General features: G+C 44.1%; 18 protein-coding genes. 1 reads left to right on the top strand and 17 read right to left on the bottom strand.

Annotated elements, in window-relative coordinates; translation table 11 throughout:
- Positions 1–82: 82 nt before the first annotated feature.
- From LIQ05_RS08185 to LIQ05_RS08160, 6 genes are all read right to left on the bottom strand, one after another.
- Positions 83–541: a YhcH/YjgK/YiaL family protein gene (locus tag LIQ05_RS08185; RefSeq protein WP_226819833.1), complete on the bottom strand. Its 459-nt coding sequence runs from the start codon at positions 539–541 to the stop codon at positions 83–85.
- A 23-nt stretch (positions 542–564) separates the two neighbouring features.
- Positions 565–3,891, bottom strand: coding sequence for a glycosyl hydrolase (locus LIQ05_RS08180; RefSeq protein WP_226819832.1), 3,327 nt, complete (start codon positions 3,889–3,891; stop codon positions 565–567).
- Positions 3,892–4,072: 181 nt separating this feature from the next.
- The gene (locus LIQ05_RS08175; protein WP_195991940.1) at positions 4,073–5,359 is read right to left on the bottom strand and encodes a TRAP transporter large permease; all 1,287 of its coding nucleotides are present in this window, start codon (positions 5,357–5,359) and stop codon (positions 4,073–4,075) included.
- The gene (locus tag LIQ05_RS08170; RefSeq protein WP_173735351.1) at positions 5,356–5,850 is read right to left on the bottom strand and encodes a TRAP transporter small permease; all 495 of its coding nucleotides are present in this window, start codon (positions 5,848–5,850) and stop codon (positions 5,356–5,358) included. Before LIQ05_RS08170 ends, LIQ05_RS08175 begins: the two co-directional genes overlap by 4 nt.
- A 233-nt stretch (positions 5,851–6,083) precedes the next feature.
- On the bottom strand, positions 6,084–7,133 hold the full coding sequence (locus LIQ05_RS08165) for a sialic acid TRAP transporter substrate-binding protein SiaP (RefSeq protein ID WP_226819831.1): 1,050 nt from the start codon (positions 7,131–7,133) through the stop codon (positions 6,084–6,086).
- Positions 7,134–7,274: 141 nt separating this feature from the next.
- Positions 7,275–8,198 (bottom strand): dihydrodipicolinate synthase family protein, encoded by a 924-nt coding sequence (locus LIQ05_RS08160; protein WP_226819830.1) that lies wholly within the window; start codon positions 8,196–8,198, stop codon positions 7,275–7,277.
- A gap of 360 nt (positions 8,199–8,558) precedes the next feature.
- Between LIQ05_RS08160 and LIQ05_RS08155 the strand changes: the two genes are divergently transcribed.
- Positions 8,559–9,464 (top strand): AraC family transcriptional regulator, encoded by a 906-nt coding sequence (locus LIQ05_RS08155; protein WP_226819829.1) that lies wholly within the window; start codon positions 8,559–8,561, stop codon positions 9,462–9,464.
- A gap of 167 nt (positions 9,465–9,631) precedes the next feature.
- Here LIQ05_RS08155 and LIQ05_RS08150 read toward each other — a convergent pair whose 3' ends face one another.
- The 11 genes from LIQ05_RS08150 to LIQ05_RS08100 all read right to left on the bottom strand — a co-directional run bounded on the left by LIQ05_RS08150 (position 9,632) and on the right by LIQ05_RS08100 (position 22,688).
- Complete coding sequence (locus LIQ05_RS08150) at positions 9,632–11,686, bottom strand: aryl-sulfate sulfotransferase (RefSeq protein ID WP_226819828.1); 2,055 nt, start codon at positions 11,684–11,686, stop codon at positions 9,632–9,634.
- 57 nt (positions 11,687–11,743) lie between these two features.
- A complete protein-coding gene (locus tag LIQ05_RS08145; protein ID WP_226819827.1) occupies positions 11,744–12,511 on the bottom strand; it encodes a DUF4352 domain-containing protein in 768 nt (255 codons plus the stop codon).
- 28 nt (positions 12,512–12,539) lie between these two features.
- Entirely contained in the window at positions 12,540–14,615 is a 2,076-nt protein-coding gene (locus LIQ05_RS08140; RefSeq protein ID WP_226819826.1) for an aryl-sulfate sulfotransferase, read from the bottom strand.
- A gap of 41 nt (positions 14,616–14,656) precedes the next feature.
- On the bottom strand, positions 14,657–15,946 hold the full coding sequence (locus LIQ05_RS08135; RefSeq protein WP_226819825.1) for a sensor histidine kinase: 1,290 nt from the start codon (positions 15,944–15,946) through the stop codon (positions 14,657–14,659).
- The gene (locus LIQ05_RS19850; protein WP_226819824.1) at positions 15,930–16,622 is read right to left on the bottom strand and encodes a response regulator transcription factor; all 693 of its coding nucleotides are present in this window, start codon (positions 16,620–16,622) and stop codon (positions 15,930–15,932) included. The genes LIQ05_RS08135 and LIQ05_RS19850 overlap by 17 nt, the downstream gene beginning before the upstream one ends.
- 324 nt (positions 16,623–16,946) lie before the next feature.
- Positions 16,947–17,462 (bottom strand): cysteine hydrolase family protein, encoded by a 516-nt coding sequence (locus LIQ05_RS08125; protein ID WP_226819823.1) that lies wholly within the window; start codon positions 17,460–17,462, stop codon positions 16,947–16,949.
- A gap of 428 nt (positions 17,463–17,890) precedes the next feature.
- A complete protein-coding gene (locus LIQ05_RS08120) occupies positions 17,891–19,159 on the bottom strand; it encodes a vWA domain-containing protein (RefSeq protein ID WP_226819822.1) in 1,269 nt (422 codons plus the stop codon).
- Between the two features lie 33 nt (positions 19,160–19,192).
- On the bottom strand, positions 19,193–19,774 hold the full coding sequence (locus LIQ05_RS08115; protein ID WP_226819821.1) for a ClpP family protease: 582 nt from the start codon (positions 19,772–19,774) through the stop codon (positions 19,193–19,195).
- 11 nt (positions 19,775–19,785) lie between these two features.
- Positions 19,786–21,414, bottom strand: coding sequence for a type IV secretory system conjugative DNA transfer family protein (locus LIQ05_RS08110; RefSeq protein WP_226819820.1), 1,629 nt, complete (start codon positions 21,412–21,414; stop codon positions 19,786–19,788).
- Positions 21,392–22,162: a hypothetical protein gene (locus tag LIQ05_RS08105; RefSeq protein WP_226819819.1), complete on the bottom strand. Its 771-nt coding sequence runs from the start codon at positions 22,160–22,162 to the stop codon at positions 21,392–21,394. Before LIQ05_RS08105 ends, LIQ05_RS08110 begins: the two co-directional genes overlap by 23 nt.
- A 127-nt stretch (positions 22,163–22,289) precedes the next feature.
- Positions 22,290–22,688 (bottom strand): hypothetical protein, encoded by a 399-nt coding sequence (locus LIQ05_RS08100; RefSeq protein WP_226819818.1) that lies wholly within the window; start codon positions 22,686–22,688, stop codon positions 22,290–22,292.
- Positions 22,689–22,703: the final 15 nt, after the last annotated feature.

Raw genomic sequence — 22,703 nt, 5'->3', positions numbered from 1 at the left:
TAAATAGATTTTAGAATTTCATCTTTGCCTATTTAAGGGGATTCCCGTCATATTTCAATTTTAATATATTATACCCAGATTTTCAGCCTTTTACAGGAATCTTAAACACAATTTTCGTTGCTGGCTGCGGATCGGTTACGGCGATGCAAGGCATATGCCCATCTTCAGGAGCGTAGAAGCCGAACATGCTAGCCTCCAGAAGAGTGTACCCCTGCTCCGGACCACTTTTATAGAAAATAATGTCAGCTTCCGGGGTGCGGTCATCCTCTACGGTAAGCTTGCGAAGAGATGCCCAGTAGATTTTTTCAGTGCCTTCTACAATGTACTGAAGGTCGCAGTATTTCTTATGGGATTCCATCTGTGCGCCTTCCAATGGCTTGGTGGTATATTTCTGCACCAAAGCAAAAATGCCATTTTCCAGATCGTATCTGCCTTCTGGAAGATTCTCCTCTTTCTGTCTTTTAATGAATTGCTGCACCATGTCAGCATAGTCTTTGAACTCCTCGTAGGAATTCAGTTTGTCTGCATAATCTGCAATCATGATAAATCCTCCTGTTCATTTTTTTACTGTTCTTCATACTCACAAATATAACTCTGCCCCATCATACCGTAAGGCTTCAGCACCTTCCCATCCGTATGGAACATTCCCTCGGTGCGAAAATCAGCCCAGCTGATCCGGCTGCAGCCGGTATAGGACTGGTGAAAAGGACCGAACATGTTTCTTGGGCTGCCGGTGATTTCGATTTCCAGAGTGTTTTCCTCTTTCTCAAATAGACCCATTACGTCTGTGACGCAATTTTTCTTTTCAAAATGGGAGCTGGTTTCCTTGCCATTTACTCTCACCTTCAGAAGCGTGCCGCACCATTCTCCCAGATGAAGGAGAACCTGCTTATGGGAGATCAGCCTCGGTACCTTGTACTGATAAATCATTCCTCCCGGATAGTTTACATAACCTTGCATGCACCAATCGCCTGTATGCAGGATTTCTTTTTCCTGAAAAATATTACCAGACATGTCTACAGCAAAATTGCCAGTCACAAACACATCCTCCAGTTCCCGTTTCTGGTCGTAGCTTCCCTTTATGGTAATCTGGTGAACTCCCCTGCTTAAAGAGGGAAGGCCAAAGCAACGCATGTCTTTGTCAATAAACCATCTGTCAGTCAACTCACATTTTTTTCCATCAAAGCAGACTTCCAATCCATAAGGCTTCTCAATTACGAAGCTGCACTCGCCCGAAATCTCCTCCAATACGTTAAATCTAAAATGCATAGCAAAAGGTGTTCCATCTGCCGGGTGCGGCTGGTCTACCCAGGTATATCGCTGGGGTGCGCCGTTGTAATAAACCTGCTGCATGGCAAGCTTTTCACGAATTTCCCGCTGCGCCTGCCAGATTTCCATCTCCGCAGACTCGCCTGTACCAGCCTTCTCGCCCAACTCATAAGTACATCTATCTATGGTCAGCACATTCTCCATGGTTCTTCTGAATTTCGCGTCCGGGCCAAAGGTTGCCAGCACCGGATCTGTATAATGCGGATGACGGTATGGAAAAGTGGCAGCTGTCATTCCACATCCACTTACCTTTCCCCCAGAAGACCCTTTCTTCACAAAATAAATTCGGCTCATCCCCGTCTCGAATGTCCTGGTAAAGCAAACGCCCTCTCCATCTGCAACAGTTTCCACCTCACAAACTTCTCCGGTCAGTGGGTCAAGCTCTTCCACAGCGTTCCCGCAGTCAAGTTTTATGTAAACCTGATGTGCATTGTTCCGATCGTGATTTGTCAGGAAAAGAATATGTCCATCTTCTGTCTTTCTCAGCATGGAAAGAATCTCCCCATCTTCTGCGCCGCTGGCGTTTCGCACGGTGAAATCTTTTCCGGTACATTTCGCCACAGCTTCTGTCAGCTCCCATTCATGCTCAACTGTATGAACAAAGGCTTCCTCTCCCAAAATATCCCGGATATCGCCATATTTTTCACACACTTTTTTGCAGTCTGCTTTCTCCTCATTTACACCTTCACTGTCAGGTTTTTTATCCAGCTCTTTATCATCGCGAACCTGCTTCCTGCCGATCTTCTCCCCCTCAACCATCACCGGATAAGGCTTCAGCCAGATCACTGTTCCGCCAGCTGCAAGAAACTCCTTCAGCAGCTTCACCGTATTTGCAAACAGATTCTTCACTCCCGGAACCACGACTACCTGATAACTGCACGTTCCAGCCACAAACTTTCCATTCTCAACTTTTCCATCCTGCTCCAGCAGAATCTCGTCGCCAAAGTCAAAATCCACATGCCCCGCAGTCAGCGCTTTTGCGATCCGGTTATAATACTCACCTTTCCGGTTCAAAGAAGTAATATGCTCATCCATCCATCCCATGTTCATTTCCAGATGGTTGAAGTCCTCCTCGCGGTCACTGCGGCACTCAGTCCAGATGCTGGAGATCGGATGGATCATCAACACCTTCCGCACCGGCTCTCCCTGGGAAAGGCACAGCGCCAGACGGCCAAAATAATTCTCCATTTTATCATTATCTTCCCACCAGGTATTCTGATAGTTGAAAACCGGTGGATAGTCCCGCTTCCTGCATCCAGTAATAGAATACAGTGCAAGGTGCTGACAACGTCTTGTAATTCCAAGGGCGAACTGCCAGTCTCCCAGCCATTTCTGGGTGGAAAAATCCAGCTCCCAGCCAGTGCAGCCATAAGCCTCACTGATGGTCATGGAGCGGTCATACTGATGCGCCACACTTGCACACTGCTTCACAGTCAGGTATTCATCCGTCTGTGCGCCAAGAAGGTCAATTCCTGGATTATGCAAATAACGAAGCTGTGGCATGGCAGCGCCGCACACACGGGTTTGATAGCCCAGGTCGTTCTCATACAAAATATGTCCTGTGGTACGAAGTCCTCTTTTATCACACCACTCATAAACCTGCTTCATATAGCTCTCTTCAAATCGCTGGGCCACGGTCTTCCAATAATCGTGACGGATTTTTGCCGCTCCCTCTCCATCAAAAAACAGGTAAGGCAGCTTCTCCTGTGGATCGTATCCCCTTTTCCCAATGAAATACTCCGTAAATCCAATGCTCCACGGAATCCATGGCCTGCCCTCATGGAACACGCTGAAGAAGTCACAGCAGTTAGGCTCATCTGTAAAAAAGCCTTTCACCTCTTTTGGAAAAGAACCGCCCAAAACCTCTTCATAATGCTCATGTGTCAATTTCAAAAATGTCTTTACACTCTCTGGATTCAGATTATCCGGCGGCATTAACCCGTTATACCACTCACTCTTCCCGGAAATCTCCTGTCGCAGGATCAGAATCTCCTCATCCTCACCGCAAGCCCCGACAGCCTCTTCATAAGTAGGATATTCTTTCATCCTTTTAATAAATCTGCCATCTGCCTTGGTCTGGATCACATAGATGCCCTGAAGAAACTCTGTCTCCATATTTTGTTCAACAGCCTGGTCTTCACCAGCAGTTGTCTTTTTTTCCCCGGTACTAAGCTTCGTCGGTACCACCAGTTTCCCAGCCTTCCCGCACTCCATCGTCAGCGCCCTTGCTGTAAACTCTGCCGGATTTTCCCGGCTGACCATACCTCCCGCAGCCCCTGACGGCCACTTATCCTCATCATATATCCACAGCTCCAGGTCATTTTCCCGGGCCTTATCCACACAGAACTTCACATCCTCCATCCACTCTGTGGAAAGATACTCCGTCTCCAGCCCCTCACGGGAATGAATAAAAAATCCACCCATTCCAGCTCTTTTAAATCCTTCAATCTGTTCTCCCAGATTTTCCTTTTGCAATTTGTCATTCCATCCCCAGAAAGGAGCACTCCGATACTCCTTGGGCGGATTCTTAAGCAATCCCTTTACCTCATCTAATGTGCCCATCTCCATATCCTCCTCTTATAGTCCCACATTACATTACTGCTCCAAATTCCCCATCTCACCCACACCAGCATCGTCCCTTTTGTTGTATCCCGCTGCGAAAGTGCGTCCGGGTAACCGCGCCTCCCGATACAACAAAAGGGACTGCAAAACAGTCCCTTTTCCAACTACCCAAGTTCATATTTTACATGAAGTTGTTAGGTATAAACATAATAATATCCGGTACATAAGTAACCAGGAACAACAGCCCGATCATAATAAGTACCATCGGCAAAATCTCCCGTATGACACCCTTGATCTTCGTTTTTCCAAGTCCCGAAACAATAAACAGCAGCATACCAAATGGCGGTGTGGAAAGACCGATCATCATGTTCAGGCAGATTACAACGCCGAAATGAACAAGGTCAATACCCATAGCCTGTACCAGCGGAAGAACCATTGGTACGAATACCAGCTGGATCGTACTTACATCAAGTACACAGCCAAGAAGCAGGAATACGATGTTTACGATAAACAGGAAAATGTACTTGTTATCTGTGATTCCCATAACCAGGCCTGCAACAACTCTCGGAACCTGCTCCAGAGAGATGATGTAAGAAAACAGCATGGAGGTTCCGCAAAGAAGAGCCAGTGTAGCTGTGTTTGCAGCGGATTTCTTGATGATGCCCCAAAGCTTTTTCCATCCCAATGTTTTGTAAATCAGCGCAGAGATGATCAGTGCATATGCAGAAGCAACAGCTCCAGCCTCTGTAGGAGTACAGATACCGGAATAAATTCCGCCAAGAAGGATCACAACTGTAAACAGTGCCGGAAGAGCCTGCAATGTAGCCTTCAGGAACTCTCTCTTGCTCATGACCACGCCAGCCGGATAATTTCTCTTATGAGAAATAAACGCAACATAGATCATAAGAAGAATGGCAAGTAAAACGCCAGGAACCATACCACCCATGAACAGCTTACCAATGGAAGCGCCAGATAACATGGCGTAAATAACCATTGGAATACTTGGTGGGAAAATCGGTCCTACAGTTGCGGAAGCGGCTGTGATGGCACAGCTGAACTCTGCATCGTAGCCCTCTTTTTTCATCTGGTCGATCTCCATCAGACCAATACCGGAAGCATCTGCAATAGCAGAACCGGTCATACCGGAGAAAATAAGGGAAATAAATACGTTAACCTGTGCTGTACCACCTTTTAATCTTCCAAGAAGACCATTACAGAAAGAGAACAGCTTATCAGTTACCTCTCCTTCATTCAGCACATTTGCCATAAAAATAAACAGCGGAGCCGCAAGCATGGTATAGTTTGCAAACATGTTACCAGTGATTACGGTAAATACCTGGCCCAGTTTGTCCGGAGCTGCAAGCAGAAAATATGTAATAGAAGCTGCAAGCATGGAGAAAGAAACAGGCATACGGATTATGAAGCAGATAGCCATAACCACGAACAGCATAATAATCGGCATACTCATGATTCTTTTCCTCCTTCCTTGTATTCTTTAAATGCATTTCTGATATTAATACAGGTTCTGACGATGATCTCAGCCAGCATATACATAAATGGTGCAAAAACAACTGTATATGGAAGCTTCAGAACTCCTGTCACCATTTTCTTTCCAACCATGGACTGGAAACACGGTACAAAACAGATTACCAGCAGGATTAAAAGAAATGTATTATAAACTACTTTAAAAATAAACTGGGTACGGGGCTTTACAGCATCGTAAACCAGACCAAATACTACGTGTTCATCAGCCTCCATTGCCTTACCAACGCCGAAGAACATGGTCCACATATAACCCAGAACAGATACCTCATAACTCCATGTTACAGGGGTTTTGAAAAAATATCTGGATACGATCGTTACCATAAAGGTAAGGAAAATTACCAAAAACGTAATGTTTGGAATAAAAACGCCAAGGAAATCGACGATTTTTTTCCCGATCTTTTTGAAATTATCCACAGTTTCCTCTCCTCTCAGATTTACTTTTCTGCCATCGGTTTGTTCCCATTTGCAGCCACTACTGCAAAATGTATCAACTGTGCAGACAACCAAAAAATCTGTTTTTTGTTAAAAAGCCCAGGCCGTACACACAGCCTGGGACTTTTCTTTGTTATAAGTCAGACAGATGTCTCAAATTTTGCTGTCAGCCATAGCGAATCACTATGTCCTGCCTGTTGTCACAACAATTCAGTTCACTCTTCTGCGGTTGTTGTGTCAGCCATAGCCTGGATTTCGTTGTAAAGATCCATATCCCAGTCTTTGATCATATCTTCGTTTTCCATGTACTTAGCCTGAACTTTTTCTTTAAACTCGTTGATGTCAGGATATGTAACAGTAAGTCCCTGCTCCTCGAAGAATTTGATCAGCTCAGCTTCTCTGTCAAGTCTTGTTGTATCGTTTACGTCTCTTGCATATTCCATAGCCTCAGTAACAGCTTCCTGCTGAGCCTCTGTCATGCTGTTCCATGTGTCACCGTTGATACATGGCATAATGGAATCAACAACGTGGTTTGTGATTGCGATGTATTTTGTTACTTCATAGAATTTTGCACTCTCGATACTTGGAAGCGGGTTATCCTGTGCATCTACAGCGCCAGTCTGAAGTGCAGTATACAGCTCACTGAAGGAAAGTGGTGTCGGGTTTGCACCAAGTGCCTCACCAAGGAACAGCCATGCTTCGGAGTTCGGCATACGGAGAAGTAATCCGTTCATGTCATCGTAGCTGTTGATTTCTTTCTCTCTTGTGTTGATTACACGGCTTCCAAGATAGAAGCTGGAAAGAGGTTTGATGTTCAGTGTCTCTTCAATCTGTGGACGGATCTTGTTAAGTCCGATGTCACCGTTGAGAACGCTTGTCATATGCTCATAGGAGCTGAACAGATATCCGGAAGCAAACATGCTGTAGGATGGAATCTGTGTTGCAATTGTCGGGAAGGAAATATATGCCAGATCTGCATCTCCGTTAAGAAGAGCATCAAACTCGTTCTCGGAAGAGAACAGAGAACCGTTGTCGTAGCATTTACATGTTACGGAACCACCGGATAATTCCTCTACTTTATCTGCAAACTCATACATAGCCTCTGTATGGGAGTCACCGCTTACAGATACTGATGTAAAGATCAGCTCTACTGCCGGGTCATTTGCTGCAGCAGCATCTGCTGCCTGTACACTGATGCTTCCTGTTAACAGCATTGTTGCTGCCATAGCTGTTGATAATACTGCTGCCATTAATCTTTTTTTCATTCTCTCATCCTCCTGGTTTTTACACACTATGTGTTTTTGTTTCCCTTTTTTTCACGTATATTTGTAACCCCAATTACAAATCTTAAGAAATACCTTTCGCATATGCCTCACGGTCCCCACCGTTCCGGCAATTATCTCTGATTACTTTCCAAAAAAGCTCTTACGGAAGGTCTCTGTGATCGCACAGAACTCTTCGATCTCCAATTTCTTGCTTCCTGTAAGAAGCTTATAATCCTGTCTTCTTGACTGAAGTGTCATCGGCACGCCAACCAGGTTCATATGGTATTTGCTGTTTACCGGATATACCTGGCACTCAACCATGGAGGCTGCTCCAAGGAAGTTCATAAGCTCCTGTGCTTTCTCCGGCTGCTCTTTGTAGTTTTTGCAAAGCCATACATAAAGATCCGGATGGAAGTTTGCCATAACTCCTGAATATCCTGCACAGCCCATTTCCATACTTCTCAGAAGTGTTGCTGCATTTGCATTAAAGATCTTTAATCCAGTACCCTCAACAGCCTTGCATTTTGCTTCCAGCTGATCCAGGTCACAGCAGGTATCCTTCAGGAATGCAAATTTCTCAGTCTCTGCACACCATTTCAGAAGCTCTGGTGAAAGAAGTCTCTTGTATGGTGCCGGGCACTCATAAACACCGAACATATCTCCATCAATGTGATCCAGAAGATACTCAATGTTTTTCTTAGCTACATCTTCGCTCTCGTCCTCTTTTGCAAACTGGTTGGAAATGAAAACATATGCATCTACACCAGCATCAATCACAGTCTGCGCCTCACGGATCTGATCCTCTGCTTTCTCTGCGCAATGTCCGGAAGCGATTACTCCCATGTGCTTTGGTGTATTGTTGATAATAAATTTTGCAAGCTCCACTCTCTCCTGTGGGCTCAGTTCAAACATTTCACTGGACTGGCATACTGCGAAGATTCCGTCAACACCGTTCTTGTCATACCACTCAATGATTCGAAGGACTGCATCATAGTCGATCTTGTTGTCCTCTGTAAAAGGTGTAATCATAACCGGCCATACGCCGCCTGCAATTGTTTTTTTCATGCTCTTCTCCCTCTTCGATGTCGTTACTTATTACAGTCACTCCTTGTAGAGTGAACTGCTGCACATTCCCAGTCCCGCGGTGACCGAGAACTTACCGCTATGCCCGGTGTTATCCACAGCACAGCAACCATGCAATTGCTTTTCAACTGTAACTATAGTATAATATAAATAATTTAAAATTGCTTTCAGCAAAATATTTAGTACTATTTTATAACTTTGTACGAAAACAAGTACAAAATATCATAGCATTGTGGACTATCCGTTACTGGTCACGGAGTGAACCATAACAACTATCCCCACAACTATAAACCCGCGACATACCAGTCTTTTAGCTACATGACATAAGAAGAGGCAACTTGAATGGAACAGGAAATATTTGACGATTATATATGGAATGAACACAAGAAAATACTGACCGCAGACAAGCATAAAATCCCAGGACTGAAGAATCTTTCCCACTTTACCCCTATGGCTCCCGGCGTTCCCGTCCCACTGCATTATCACTCCGATATCATCGAGCTTCATTTCATGGTAAAGGGCCAGCGTAAGACTTACATTATGAAGGGTGGTGTCCGCACCTGCTACTGCGCCACAGGAAATAACCTTTTCATTACCCGGCCTTACGAGCTTCATACCACAGGCCCTATCGCCCAGAACCGCTGCGAATTTTTTGCCATGCAGCTGGATCTGAAGGAGCACGATAATTTTCTTGGGCTAAACCAGCATTACAGCAACATTCTCTGCCACCGCCTTCTGAATATGGATAAGCATCTGTATCACGTTGGCAGTTCCCAGACTTCCATGCTGCGGACGGCTTTTAACCTGATCTCCTACGGAACCTCAGATGACTCTATTGCTGGCGTCCAGTATCTGACCTGCGTACTTGCAAGTCTGAATTACCTCACTGCTGTCCCGGAACAGGCGCAGAGCAACGAGCAGCTGAATAACGACATTAGCCAGGCACTGAAATACATTGAGCAGAATATTGAAAACCCTATCACACTCCAGGAGCTGGCAGAGGTTTCCAATTATTCCCTTTCCCGTTTTAAAACAAAATTTAAGGAAGAACTGGGAATTACACCAGCCGAATACATTACCCTCCAGAAAATGGACCGGGCCCAGATGCTCCTAAAGACCACCGATGCCTCCATCACGGACATCGCTTACCAGCTTGGCTTTTCTTCCAGCAATTATTTCTGTTCTGTTTTCAAAAAAACCTTAAGCTACAGCCCGGCGGCATACCGGAAAAGCTTCTCACAAGCATAAAAGATGCTGCAAAATCACTACACAAAATGATTTTGCAGCATTTCTTTTACTCTTCGAGAAAAGCGGCGTGCAAATTCCGCCTTTTTGCAGGATCTGCCACCGCTTTGTGAGGGTGTTTTTATCAATTCATGGAAATTTAGCTAAATTATTTTATGTTCTGCACTCTTTCATGACTGGCTGTATTTATACCCACTATTGTACAAAGTGCCATCCACTTCCAGATAAATATCCCAGTCCTGACCTTCCAGACCATCTACAGAAGTCCAGCCTTTTACCGTAACATTTGTTCCATTGTCACCTGCTGCCGCTGACTGGGTCAGATTATATGCCCGCCTGGAATCGCCGCTTACCAGGATCAGTTTCCCCGGTGCCAGATCATCCGCTGCAGCTTCTGTCTGATAGCTTCCTGTTAAGCTGATCTTGCTTCCATCCAGAACAAAATTCCATCCATCCGGCAAAGCCTCTGCGCTGCTTACATCCGCATCGCTTTCCTCATAGCTGGTCTCTCCAAGAGAACCATACACTTCCGGAACCGCAGCCACATCATATTTACCTTCTGTATAAAGAGGCATGCGGAAGGAACGGAATGTCAGTGCATTATAAGTGTCACCGGAAATGGTAAGCTCGAAGCTTAACTCGCCATTATCCACCTGGTCAATATGGGTAGTCTTGGTAAGTCCCGGCACGAACATATCCTTTGGATAATAATCGCTTCTGTTTTCCTCATCGTTATGCAAATGGGAACCAGCTGTGATCCACAGATGATCCTGGGTTCCATCCAGGGAAACTACACCGGAGATCCAGTCTGCATACCAGTCTGCCCCCCGCTCTTTTCCATATTCGGTTACCTGGGAAACGGTCATATTCTCTGTATCAATGTGATAAACAACTGCTCTTGAATACACATCATCACCACTTACCCGGTTATCCGCATCCACGCGTTTTACCTTCGCTGTACCGTTGTCAAAAAGAGCGATATCTCCATTGTCAAGAATGGAAACATTGTGCTGCGCGTAGAACCATTCGAAATCCTCCCCTTCCGGATTGAAGAAGTAGGACTGGTAATCCTCTCCCCATCCAGTGGGATCGCCCAGGATCCATGCCAGGGATTTGTCTTCCATATTTACTGCAACAATGGCATCTTTATGTCTTGCGGAAAGAAGAAGCAGGTCATTGCCGGCGTCGTAAGCAAGGCCATTGTTATGGAACCAGTCAGATTCCTCGCTTCCATCTGTATCCATAGAAGCAGACTGTCCTTCTTCGGTTCCCATCAGATCTTTCATGTCCAGTTCCCAGACCACATTACCTGTCTGGCGGTCGATTTCTACTACATAGTCTTCCACAGTGCTAAGATCCGGGCTGTCAGATGCTACCAGGAAATTGCCATTTGGCATTTCCACAAAATCGTGGTGCTGACCGCCAGGGATCATATACTCGCCATAGATTTTACCCATCAGGTCAATTTCGATCATACCTTCTTTATAATAGCTTGGCTTTAATACATAGGAAGCCGGCATAAGAATGTGTCCGTTTTCCAGCTGATGAACGCCAAGAACGCCACCCATATTGGTATAGAAACGGATATCTCCAGCTGCATCTACTGCATACAGGGAGCCCATAGTCGAGCACACGAAAGTCAGATTGGTATAATCGTAGCTGGCTTCGCTTTTCATCTCTGCAGTTATCGTGCCATAATCTACGTTGATATCCTCAGTGGTTACTTCAAAAGCTGCAGAAGTTCCATCATCCAATGAGATCACAACTTCTGTGGTATCATTGTTATAAAGGCCGTAAATGGGAACAATATGATCTTTCTCCGCTTCAAAGGTACCTGTCACATCATTTTCTGCTGATTTTCCCTTTACCGTAACAGTTCCGCCGCAGGCTTCTTCTGTGGAAAAAACAGCCACTGCACTTAACGGGGAAGTACCATATGGATTCACAACGATCAATGCTTCTTCCAGGGAATAGCCATTCTGGGCTTCCTGAAGAAGTGCCTCATCAACTGCGGTCTGCTGTGCAAATCTGTCGGTAACCTCTAGGGCTGTGGCCTGGGATTTTGCATCGGATGCGTCTGCTGCTTCCACAGCTGCATCGGTTTCTCCTTCTTCTGTTGCTGCAGTCTCTGTGTTCTCCTGTGCTGTTACGGTTGTAACGGAACCTGCTGCCATTGTCATCATTACAAGTATTGCAGCCAGTTCCCGATATCTCTTATTCTTCATGCCAGCCTCCTGTACGATTTTGTTTTTATAGAGCGTGTTGACCTCGTTTTCTTATGATTATAATGCGTAATTGTATGCCTCTGCCTCAAATGGATAACTCAGCTCCAGTCCGTCTGCATTCTCATTGATCTCAAATGCGATCCAGCCCTCATTAGAGCCAAAGTTCAATGTGGTACCTGCCATACGTATCATGCCCAGCTCTGTAATAAATTCATCATCTGTTCTGGTGTATTCATTTCCCTCGCTGTCAGTCAGTTTCAGCTTCGCCCAATCCAGGCTTTCCTTGCTTCCATCCTTTTCAATCTTTAATTTGATCAGACAGAAGGTTTTGCCTGTGTCTGCTTCTTTCTTGTAATCGCTGGTTTCCACACCTGTGTAGCCAAGATCCACACTTACGTTTTCAAGAGAAGCATTGATCTCCACATCTTCCACTGTAATATTCCAGCCGGCTGCAGAAACCACATCGCCGTAGTTGCTGTTGGTTCTTGCCACATGCGCCTTATCACCGCCTGCATCTTCTTCGTCATCGGCCTCCTCTGTGTCAGCAGCGTCTGCCTCGTCTTCACTGTCATCTTCAGCTTCCTCTGTAGAAGCCTCTTCCTCTTTACTATCTGACTGTTCATCAGCAGCACTGTCAGTGCTCTCTTCTTCCCCATCTGCACTGTCTGTGGTTTCTGCCTCATCCGTAGTGTCTTCGCTGTCCGCTTCTGCTGCACTTTCTGTCTTTGTGCTCTCTTCCTTTGTGTCATTTGAGCCGCCGCAGCCAGTCATCAGACCCGCAGCCAGAACCGCTCCCATTAACGGTAATAAAACTTTTTTCTTCATAGTACTAGAACTCCTTTTCTGATTTTTATTACTTTATCGCAACCGTCTGTGCCGTATCATAAAACTCATTCTGATACATAACATAAATTTCGTATTCATCTGCATCCAGCCCCTGCAGCGGTACTGGAATGTGCTCATAAAACTGCAGATAGCCTTTTTTGTGAAGTCTCATATTGGTAGTATCATATACATATGTATTCTTTTTGCCATGGAAGATGATCTGTGAAATACGATGATCGTAAGTTCCCACATAAAGAACCTGTCCAGTCAGATGGAATGTAACATCCTCATCATTCAGTGTCTGTTCCGGTTTCTTTGTCCAAAGCCACTTCCAGGTCTTCGTTGGCTGTAACAATTCGCCTCTGATATAATTATCTGCAACCTCCATAGGCGCTGCAAGATCATTATAATCGATTTTCATCTCAGATGCACGATAAAAAGTTGTCTTAATGCTAAACTGATTGATCACTTCCTCCGTATCGTAATCAAATTCGTAAGTCATACCTTTTCGTTTATCTTCGCTTTCTTTCACATGGCCGCACATGCCGAAAATGTGATTGGAATCCTCATCATAAATGGTAGAGGAAGTGATGGTAGACCATACAGTTGGAATTTTCTTAATCTGCTGTACCGTTCCTTCCTTCTCATTCACAGAATAAACTACAAGATAAGACTCTTTGGTTTTATCATAATACGGTATATCGGCTCTTCTGACCTTTACAGAATGATTATCAAACAAGCTGATCTCTACAGTATCCGGATTTCCATCTAAATCAGCGGAAACCTGATAGGCTGTATGCTGCTGGAAATGATAATTGAAATCCCCCTCTGGCTGAAGCACATATTTCTCGTATTCTGTGCCTTCCCAGAATCTTGGATCACAGAGGATCCACTGAATCTCCTTTGTTGTCCAGTTCAGCTTGATCACGGATTCCAGATTTCGGGGACTGATAATGATGGTATCTGTTTCCGGCTGATAAGAAACCGTATTCAAATGGGTCCAGTCAACTCGGTCCTCATACTTGCTCTTTATAAGATCTCCCATAACCAGCTCATTTACCACTTCACCAGTCTGTCTGTCCAGTTCCTGGATCTTATCTTCAATATGGCCTTCCAGTGAACTGGAAAGAACAAGCAGATTTCCGCCCGGTTCCTTCTCGATCACTTCATGATGAATTCCGCCAGATACGTAATACATGGTATAGGCTCTTCCCAGATAATCCATTTCATAAAAATTAGTTGTCTGAGGCTTATCAGCAGAAGGTACCTGTGCTGCTGTATCCTGCACGATCATTCTGTTGTTTGCCAGTTGAAAAATTCCGGAGGCTTTTACCTTTGTATTCATGTACCAGCGGATATCTCCCATACAATCATATGCAAATGGGAAGATTGTTTTCTGGCCATATACCATCGTCAGTTCATAAGCTGATTTTCCACTGGTTTTTACTGGCCGGATCACGTCATCCAGGGTCTCCGGCAAAGAGTCTGTTGTTATCTTTATCTCCTGGAAGTCCGTAGTTTTTCCATTCTCATCCAAAAGCTCCAGAACCACAGTGTTCTCTTCATTTGGATAAAGACCAATGATCGGTACTCTGTGGGAAACTGCCGGGTCTACCTCACCACTGATATCCGTCGCCTCTGTTTTTCCCTTTACGGTAAAGCGTACGCCACATTCTTCTGGTGTATCGAAGATCACTACCGCTGTCAAAGGAGCGATCTGATATGGATTCTGGATCACCATAGGTTCCTCCCAGGTATATCCGTTATCCTGCTCTGCCTGAAGCTGCTGGTCAATATCATAAGAAGCCACAACCCTTGTCTCTTCTGTAGGAATTTCCGTCTCTATTTCCGCAGCACTTTCATCATTTTCGCCGATGGAAACCGTGTTGTCCATATCCATGGAAACCTTCAGCTTCTGCTCGTAATCACCGTACATCTTTTTCCTTTTCTCCTTTACGGAATAAGGAATCTCCTGATTGGTCAGCTTCATGTACGTGTTGTAGATTCCTCTGCGCTTTTTCCAGCACAGTGCAGCAAATAATGCCAGAAAAATTAAAAATACCAGCAACAATGTTATTTTTGTTCTCTTTTTCCAATTTTTCATAGTCTCAAGTTTCTCCCCTTACTCTTTCATTTTCCTCATATTTATTCTGTCAGTTCCGGAATCTGGATCCAGAACAGAACTCCATTTTCCTGATTGCTGACTCCGCAGGTTCCCTTATGCTTGGTCACGATCTTGCGTACAACAAACAATCCAAGCCCCACATTTCTCACATTGTTTTCTGAGGTAACTGGTGTCTTTTTCTGGGAAGTGGTGTAAAAACTGTCCCAAATATGTTCGATCTGATCTTCTTTGATCAGCTCCCCATCATTGTAAACCTCCAGCCGGATCCGCTTTTTCACCTTTTTCAGTGTAACGCGAATGCACTTTCCCTGTTCCGTATGCTGAAAAGCATTCATCAGATAATTATTGGCAGCCCGTTCCAGATACATACGGTTTCCATATACCAGGCACTTCTTTTCCACATTCTGCTCAATTTTAATTTCGTTTTTCCGGAACACGGCATCATAGCGAAGAAGCAGGTATTCTACCATCTCTGATACGTTTACCCGGCTCATTTCCATAGCACTCATCTGATTGTCCAGCATGGAAAAATCCAGCAGCTCTCCGACCATCCTGGACATCTTGTCCAGTTCCTCATGGATGGAAGAATAGTAATAAGTCCGGTCAATCTTATCTCCTGCAATTTCCAGCATCTCTACCTGACTGGACACTACCGCCAATGGTGTTTTCAGTTCATGGGAAATGTTGGCTACAAATTCCCGCTGGCTTTCCAGAAGCTGATAGTCCGACTGCTTAGACTGTTTTTCCTTTTCCCATTCTCCTTTTTTGGAAAGCACATAATATAGAAATATGGCCACCATTATAATCACCAGGAAATATATGGTAGTTCCTTTTATAATATCAATGCCTGACTGTACATCCTTTTTAATATACACGTAAAAGGTATGTCCATCATCTATGATCTTTCCCTTCAGGATCAACACATGTCGTAATTCCAGATTTCTCTGCATTACCTTTGCATTTTCTGTATATTCTTCCTGTCTGTTTTTTATATACCGGTCTATGTAATCACGGGAAACTGCTGTTCTGGAGGTATAGATCTTCTGAAAATCCTCATCCGTCACCATTACCTCAAATTTCTCTTTCTGAAATTCATTTAAGGTATCAATGTCATCATCGTCCAAATCAGACAATTTCATATTCTCTAATTCGTCATAAAGCTGGTATATGGTTCTGGTCTTCAGCGCCGCATAAGCGGGATAACAACAAACTGCATAAATGCAGACAGCCAGCACAAACACAAGGATCAGGAAACAGCCCCTGTTTTGGGGATTCCATATCTGCTTCCTTTTTTCAGAGCTTTTCGTCATGTCCTTCCTCCCCGAAGATATAGCCCACCCCATACACGGTACGTATATAACTGCACTCCACACCCAGCTTTTTCCGCAGCTGTTTTACCAGCGTGTCAATGGTCCGCACATCACCCACGTAATCATATTCCCACACCGCATTTAGTATGGTGTCTCTTGGAAGAACAATTCCCGGATGTTCCATAAAGTAAACCATTAGGTCAAATTCTTTTCTGGTAGTTGGGATATGCTGCTCCTTATAATATAGAAGCTGTGCATTTACATCAGCCTGCAGTTCTTTATACTCCACCATAGTCCGGAGTTTTCCTGCGCGCTTCAGTACTGCTTCCATGTGCATCTTCACCAGCGCCAGGGAAAAAGGCTTTGTAATATAATCGTCTGCGCCCTTTTCAAATCCGCTCATCTGATCTGCCACAGCTGATCTTGCGGACAAAATAATAACCGGAACTTCCGATATCTTTCGTATTTCTTTCAGTACGGCATATCCAGAAATATCCGGCAGCATAAGATCCAGCAATATCAGATCAACCATCTGCTTGTTCTGGCGAAAATACTCCAGAGTATCATTTCCGTTCAGTTTTGTTTCTACTTCGTAATTTTGAATCCTTAGAAAGTCAGAAATTGTCTGTGCTAATTTTGGTTCATCCTCCACAACAAGAATTTCTAATTTTTTCACGATTCAGTCCCCTCTTTGTATGCGTTCATGTACTAACAACAGACAAATCAATATGGCAGTTCCTTAATATCCGCTATACTAGCCATGAGCGCAAATCACCTTGTTTATAGTATCATTCAATTTTGATAGAAATATGAGAAAATACAATTTCATTACTATTCTATTACAAAAAAATAAAATTTGGAATACTAAAATAGCCCCGAGATGAAACAGTTTTTGAAATTTTCATCTACGGAACTATTTCTATACAACCATTATTCTTCCATCAGCCTTGCCATGCAGGTTTTCAGGCTTCTACATCAAGTGTACCTTCTTTCTCCTGCCTCAGATAACCTCGATCTGGCAGGCCTTCATTGCCTCCAGTGCCCGCTCATGACTCTCCGGCGTCACCCCTGCGCAGCAGAGGGAATCTACAATAATGGGCACCTCCGGCAAAAATGCTTTCAGCAGCATGGCATTGGAGATCACGCAGATATCTGTACAAAGACCGATTAAGGTGATGCTGTCAATGGTCTCTGATTTATTGAATTCCTTCAAAACCTTTCCAAGAGTTTCACTTCCGAAAGTGGGCTTGTCAATGGGTCCGGATTCCAGAAGCTCTGCAATCTCCTCCCGGATCTCCCAGCCGTAAGTGCCGCGGATACAATGCTCTACAGGAAGCACCCGTCCCTCCTGTGTCTGAAGGTAATCTCCGCCGTGGGTATCTCTGGTTGCCAGCACAAGACCATTGAAGTTCTTCACTCTGTCCACCACATTGGGCACTATGGCTTCCGCCTCTGGTGTGCCAAGTGCACCGTCAATAAAATCATTCTGCATATCGATCACAACTAAAATATCCATATTTCTTCCCCCGTATTTTTCATGCCAGTTGACATAATTTCGCACGTCATTTGTCACAATTTTTCACATGCAATCCCAAACACAACATGTTTTCTCAAAAATCTATTTGAATTAACTATATCACTTTATTGGAATTTCGTATACAGAAATAGTCGGATTTCAGAAAGTTTCACAAGATTCTGGCAAGACAGAATTTTATGTCTGATGTCTGTAAGCAGTTCCTTCCAGCTAATCTGCTACAGAAAGGCACAGTACAACCTTCCATTCGTTCAAATAACAGTCTACTTTTCTTCTAAAATACATAGGTTCACCCCTTTTGAAAAGTCTCTCACGTTTTATGCATATTTTTTTCTATCCAATTATCCACTACGCAAAAATATCCTGCCAGGCTATGTCCATATTTAAACATAACCTGTACAGGATATTCATCATTTCGTCCGCTTCATTTTCAACGTACGATACGCCATAGGTGCCATCCTGCACCCCTCATTCCAGGAAAGAAGCCGGCTATTTTCTATTTTGGGATAGATATATCCAAGTGTTAGCGAAAATAATATCCAAAGGCAACACCAGAGTCCGCCCTGAGGGATACCTATTTTTAAACCAAGCTCAAGTAAGACACTTCCAGCCAGAGCAGAAACTGCACTACTGACAATAATAATAGGAATGCTTGTATCTTCCATATAGGCAAGCAGAACCAGGCTTCCGATGACCATACCGATAATACTCAAAAACAGGATCCGGACTACTCCATAAATCTTATCAAGATGCTTCATATACCTGATAGAAAGAAGATTTCTGTCAGAATATGATGTAGCAGCTGTTTTCATTGCAGCGCCAAGATCCGAAGCATTCTGAATGGATACGAACACACCCCCTGTAGTCTCGGCCATCTTTCGCATTACCTCTCTGTCAACAGAGCCAAGTCCCACAGTACTAATATTAATCCCCAGCTCACTATATTCTTCCAAAGCGGAAGTAAATTCTGGCATATTTCCCTTAAACCAAAGAAAGTCCTTGCTTAAATCAGTCGCAGCTCCGTCAGTCAAAAAGATGATTTTAGGATTTGCACCACCATCCCATACTCTATTTTTGTAATCGTTTAAAACCTTAATGACCGTCCCGAAAATCGTGGTTTCGCCGTCATTTTTAATAGGAATCTCATTATACTCATCATCAAGCGGCCCCATTTCTCTTGCAATCTGGGTATCGTCAGAAAAGGTATAAACCATATAGGGAAAACCAGCATTTTCCTCCTTCATAATTTCCGGAATTGCCTGATACCGCAATCCATTTGGATCATTCATGCTCATGGAACCAGATTCATCAAGAATAAAAATATAGCTTGTAGCTTCAATTTCTTTATGCTTTGGAGAAAGCTCATAAAGAAACTCCAATAGCGAAGATAAAAGTAATACCCCTAATGTACCAATAAGCAAATATCCCAGCATTCTTCCAGCATTTGCATATAAAACGCTGTTTTTGTCAAAAGCTCCTGACACTACGGAGCCAATCCATACTGTAATAAACAACAAGAAAAATAACGCCGCGCACATAATTCCGACCAAAAACGGAACCGGGAGTGCATTGTAATACTCTGTATAAATGAAGTAACATCCAATCCAGGCAGCCACTCCTGCAATTACACTCATGCAGGAAACAGCTGCATTAATCCTGGGCTGCACCTTCTTATCCATAAATATTTCTCCTTTGATCTGAATAAAAGAAACTTAATCCTCAAATCCACTAAAGATGTGATCAGCCAGACCATAAGCAATCGCTTCTTCTGCGTTCAGGTGATAATCCCTATCACAATCAACCGCAATCTGTTGGACACTCACACCACAGTTTCTGGCAAGGATCTCATAAAGCCTTTTATTCGTCTTCTCAATATGCTGGGCGGTTCGAAGTATGTCCGCCGTCTGACCTGAAAATCCGCCAAGTGCCTGGTGGATCATCATTCCTGAATTTGCTCCAATGTATCGTTTCCCCTTTGTGCCGGACGATGCGATCACAGCTGCCATAGAAGCAGCAGTCCCCATAACAATCGTTTTGAAATCACATCCGCAGGTATTCATGGTATCCAGGATAGCGGATCCAGCAGATACAGAGCCACCAGGAGACATAATCCAAAGTGTAATATCCTCATTGCTCAAAGCCGCAAGGTGATTAATCTGACAGCAGATTTCTGCGGCCATTGAGTTGGTGATTTCTTCCGTAATGTAAATTCTCCGGCAGGAAAACTCTTCTGACAGACAGTCAGAGGTCATATAACCGGCTGCAGTAGCAATTCTGGTTGTTGGTATAGACATATATACTCCTCCTAATCCTCTTCACATGTGCCAAATAGCTCGTCAAACTTCTGCAGCAATTCTTCTTCAAGGTCCGGATCCGAGGAAGCCTCCTCAGAAAAAGACCGTGGACGTTTATTTCTTTTTCCCCTGGATACTGTTCTCTTTTTCTGCACAGGTGCAAATGGAGCACGGATTCTCTTATTTACCACATCTGCAGCAAACTGGGCAACCGTATAGGTCGCAATTGCAGGCGGTTCAGCGCTAAAAGACGGGATTGGATGATTTCCAATCTCATATGCCTCAATACTTGGAAGCATTGTACAGTACCGGATTCCTTCTGCAAGATTCATATAAATAGCTTCTTTGTGATCCCAGGTTCTTTCAAGGGTCATAAGTTCTGCCTGAGAGCAAAGCGGCCGTTCTTTTCCGTCCGGCGTAATACAGGTCGTTCCCAGCTTTGCTTCAAGCTCTTTTAGCAGTTCAAGCTCTGTAGAACCAAGATACAGTGTTGAAGCGCAATTCGAAAGTAGTTTCTCGGGATTTTCATACCGCTCTTTTAGAAGTGCCAGGCTCTGGACACAGAGATAATACCGGATGTTGCGGCTTCTATGAGTCGCAAGGCTTTTATCCATGTTCGGGATTGGAATAGAGGCAAACTCGTCCAGCACAAAATTCATGCGGACATCCAGCTTTCCATTCCTGTTGTGATAGGCCTTGTCAATCAAAAAGCTCTGAATCTGGCTGATGATCATTCCCAGGATCGGATCTGCCGTGGAAGTAGTATCGTCTGTCACCAGAAAAAGTGCCGTCTTTGGAATTATGAGATCTTCTAAGGAGAACGTGCTATAGGAGAGCATCGCAGCAAGCTTCGGATTCTGATTGAACATTGCCAGAAAGCTGGATGCTGTGATCAGAATACTTCTAAATGTATTTTCCGCGGAGGAAATACACTGCTTCAGTGCACTTTTCACAGTATTATCCGGCATCAATGAAAGGATGTGTTCCTCAACAATAGCCGCTGAATTCCGTACATTGAAATCAGACCAGTTTAAAATATTAACCTGTTCGGTCTTTGGGTATGCCTCCAGCATGACCGCACCAGTTCCGTTTAGCCATAATGCCCCAGTATCTGGCCAAAATGGATCTTTTGCACAATGCCGTTGTTCCTCTGCAAGGGAACTAATAAGGTCCGACAACAGGCTTAAGCCTCTTTCCTTATCTCCACTCCGGTACACCGAGGCTGCATACTGAAGCACATTAAAACAATCTTTATCCATTGTCCGAAAATCAAGACACCGCACATTATAGCCCTGAGCCTTCAGGAAACCGGCTTCACGGTTATATAGCTCTCCCTTTGGATCCGTGATCACCATATTCTCTTTTGCCGCTGCAAGCATCCGTATCAGCGGCATGAACCCACAAATACTCTTTTTCATGCCACTGCAGGCGATCAAAACGGTATGGCCATCCCCATCATCCATGTACACATTCCGGCCATCGGAGATAATTGGCATACCACCGGCCTTAAGAGCCTTCACATCTGTAAGATCAACTTTTGTAAGACATTTTTTTACAGCTTCCGTCGAAGTCCAGTGAGTAGCTGGTTTTTCATATACATAGCCTGCATAAGCTGCTTCATACTGTTTCTTTCCCGTCATACCAGTGTTCCTTTCTCTTTTGGATGCTTGTCAAAAGACGCTCATATTCTTTCGGTGTCATCATATAGCGTATAGCAGATTCCCGGTTATTCCCGAAATTAACAATCGCATTCCTGCTGATTTTTTTCCCAGCACTCCTGGATATTTCACTAAGAAGTGCCGAAACAATGGTTTCATCGAATTCCATCTCCAGCAGTTCCTGAAGAAATTCTTTTACAAATGTGGAACACACAACGCCTTCTTCCTTACAAAGGGCATTCACGCGCTCCCTGTAGGAACACTTCTTTGGTTCTTCCCTGACTTTGCATAGGATATGTCCACGAAAAAATACCGACAGGATCCTGCCAACAAGCTCTCTTGCAGCTTTTGAATTCTGATTGTTTACGAGAAAGATATACTTCCAGCAATCACTCATATCGATCAGAAAGAGTAATGCTTTGTTCAGATACTCTTCGTCATGATGTGTCAGCCAGCTGTTCATATCAAGAACGATATAGCCCTTAAATTCATTCCGTCGTCCAGCGGCTTCAGCTGCTGTTCCCTGCAGACGTTTCAGCTCATTAAAGCCTTTGTCGAAAGGTGCTGTATAACGAAGTTCGAAGGAAAAAGAATCCCTGTTTCCTTCAAACTTTTCGGGGCACAAAACCTTCATCTGGGAAATAAGAAGCTTCGCGTCAGCTGCCTGAGTGTCCGGATTTCCAAGAAAAATGCAGTTCTCAGGATAATTATTTAACGTGTTAATTCTCATCCGTATTCTCCTCCATTAAACGGACATGTCGCCAATCGGCTGCATCATTGGCTGCCGTCTGGGACTTTCATAGTAAATGTATCCTTATTGTACAATCCTCTAATACAATTTCCCATAAACTACCGGTTCACAAAGAGAGGGTAATGGAAGAATTTGCGATCATATCAATATAACCACTGATCATTTTGTCAATTCGGGCTGCACTCTTCCTGTCCGTAATTTCCATTTTCTGCTCTGCATAAAAGCTGACATCGCCTTCATCTGTCACCTCCATCCCGATCACAGCCCATGGATAATGAGGATTACGGTATTCACACCGCCTTCCAGCCTTGGAAAGAGGTGCTGTACCAATAAATCTCCAAATCCGGACCGTATTATCCTTGTCCTCGCATTGCAGATCAAAGGTATAGCCATTGGATGGAATTGTGCAATAATAGAATGCCCCATCTCTGCAGGGAAGTTTTCTGTATTTAATTCTAAGACGGTCAAGTACCGCACCTGAAATGGATGCCACTGTATTTTTCATTTGTTATTTCAACCC

The organism is Blautia glucerasea (assembly GCF_020537505.1).
In the GTDB taxonomy this organism is placed as follows: Bacteria; Bacillota; Clostridia; order Lachnospirales; family Lachnospiraceae; genus Blautia_A.
The sequence above is the reverse complement of the archived record's forward strand: the minus strand, read 5'-3'. Positions and strand labels throughout refer to the sequence as shown.

What these genes read in the sequence shown, in the direction of transcription:
- LIQ05_RS08155 (WP_226819829.1), top strand. Translation starts at nt 8,559, where the DNA reads ATGGAACAGGAAATATTTGACGATTATATATGGAATGAACACAAGAAA.
- LIQ05_RS08185 (WP_226819833.1), bottom strand. Translation starts at nt 541, where the DNA reads ATGATTGCAGATTATGCAGACAAACTGAATTCCTACGAGGAGTTCAAA.
- LIQ05_RS08150 (WP_226819828.1), bottom strand. Translation starts at nt 11,686, where the DNA reads ATGAAGAATAAGAGATATCGGGAACTGGCTGCAATACTTGTAATGATG.
- LIQ05_RS08145 (WP_226819827.1), bottom strand. Translation starts at nt 12,511, where the DNA reads ATGAAGAAAAAAGTTTTATTACCGTTAATGGGAGCGGTTCTGGCTGCG.
- LIQ05_RS08110 (WP_226819820.1), bottom strand. Translation starts at nt 21,414, where the DNA reads ATGACGGGAAAGAAACAGTATGAAGCAGCTTATGCAGGCTATGTATAT.
- LIQ05_RS08180 (WP_226819832.1), bottom strand. Translation starts at nt 3,891, where the DNA reads ATGGGCACATTAGATGAGGTAAAGGGATTGCTTAAGAATCCGCCCAAG.
- LIQ05_RS08160 (WP_226819830.1), bottom strand. Translation starts at nt 8,198, where the DNA reads ATGAAAAAAACAATTGCAGGCGGCGTATGGCCGGTTATGATTACACCT.
- LIQ05_RS08165 (WP_226819831.1), bottom strand. Translation starts at nt 7,133, where the DNA reads ATGAAAAAAAGATTAATGGCAGCAGTATTATCAACAGCTATGGCAGCA.
- LIQ05_RS08175 (WP_195991940.1), bottom strand. Translation starts at nt 5,359, where the DNA reads ATGAGTATGCCGATTATTATGCTGTTCGTGGTTATGGCTATCTGCTTC.
- LIQ05_RS08125 (WP_226819823.1), bottom strand. Translation starts at nt 17,462, where the DNA reads ATGGATATTTTAGTTGTGATCGATATGCAGAATGATTTTATTGACGGT.
- LIQ05_RS08105 (WP_226819819.1), bottom strand. Translation starts at nt 22,162, where the DNA reads ATGAGAATTAACACGTTAAATAATTATCCTGAGAACTGCATTTTTCTT.
- LIQ05_RS08140 (WP_226819826.1), bottom strand. Translation starts at nt 14,615, where the DNA reads ATGAAAAATTGGAAAAAGAGAACAAAAATAACATTGTTGCTGGTATTT.
- LIQ05_RS08100 (WP_226819818.1), bottom strand. Translation starts at nt 22,688, where the DNA reads ATGAAAAATACAGTGGCATCCATTTCAGGTGCGGTACTTGACCGTCTT.
- LIQ05_RS08135 (WP_226819825.1), bottom strand. Translation starts at nt 15,946, where the DNA reads ATGACGAAAAGCTCTGAAAAAAGGAAGCAGATATGGAATCCCCAAAAC.
- LIQ05_RS08115 (WP_226819821.1), bottom strand. Translation starts at nt 19,774, where the DNA reads ATGTCTATACCAACAACCAGAATTGCTACTGCAGCCGGTTATATGACC.
- LIQ05_RS08120 (WP_226819822.1), bottom strand. Translation starts at nt 19,159, where the DNA reads ATGGATAAGAAGGTGCAGCCCAGGATTAATGCAGCTGTTTCCTGCATG.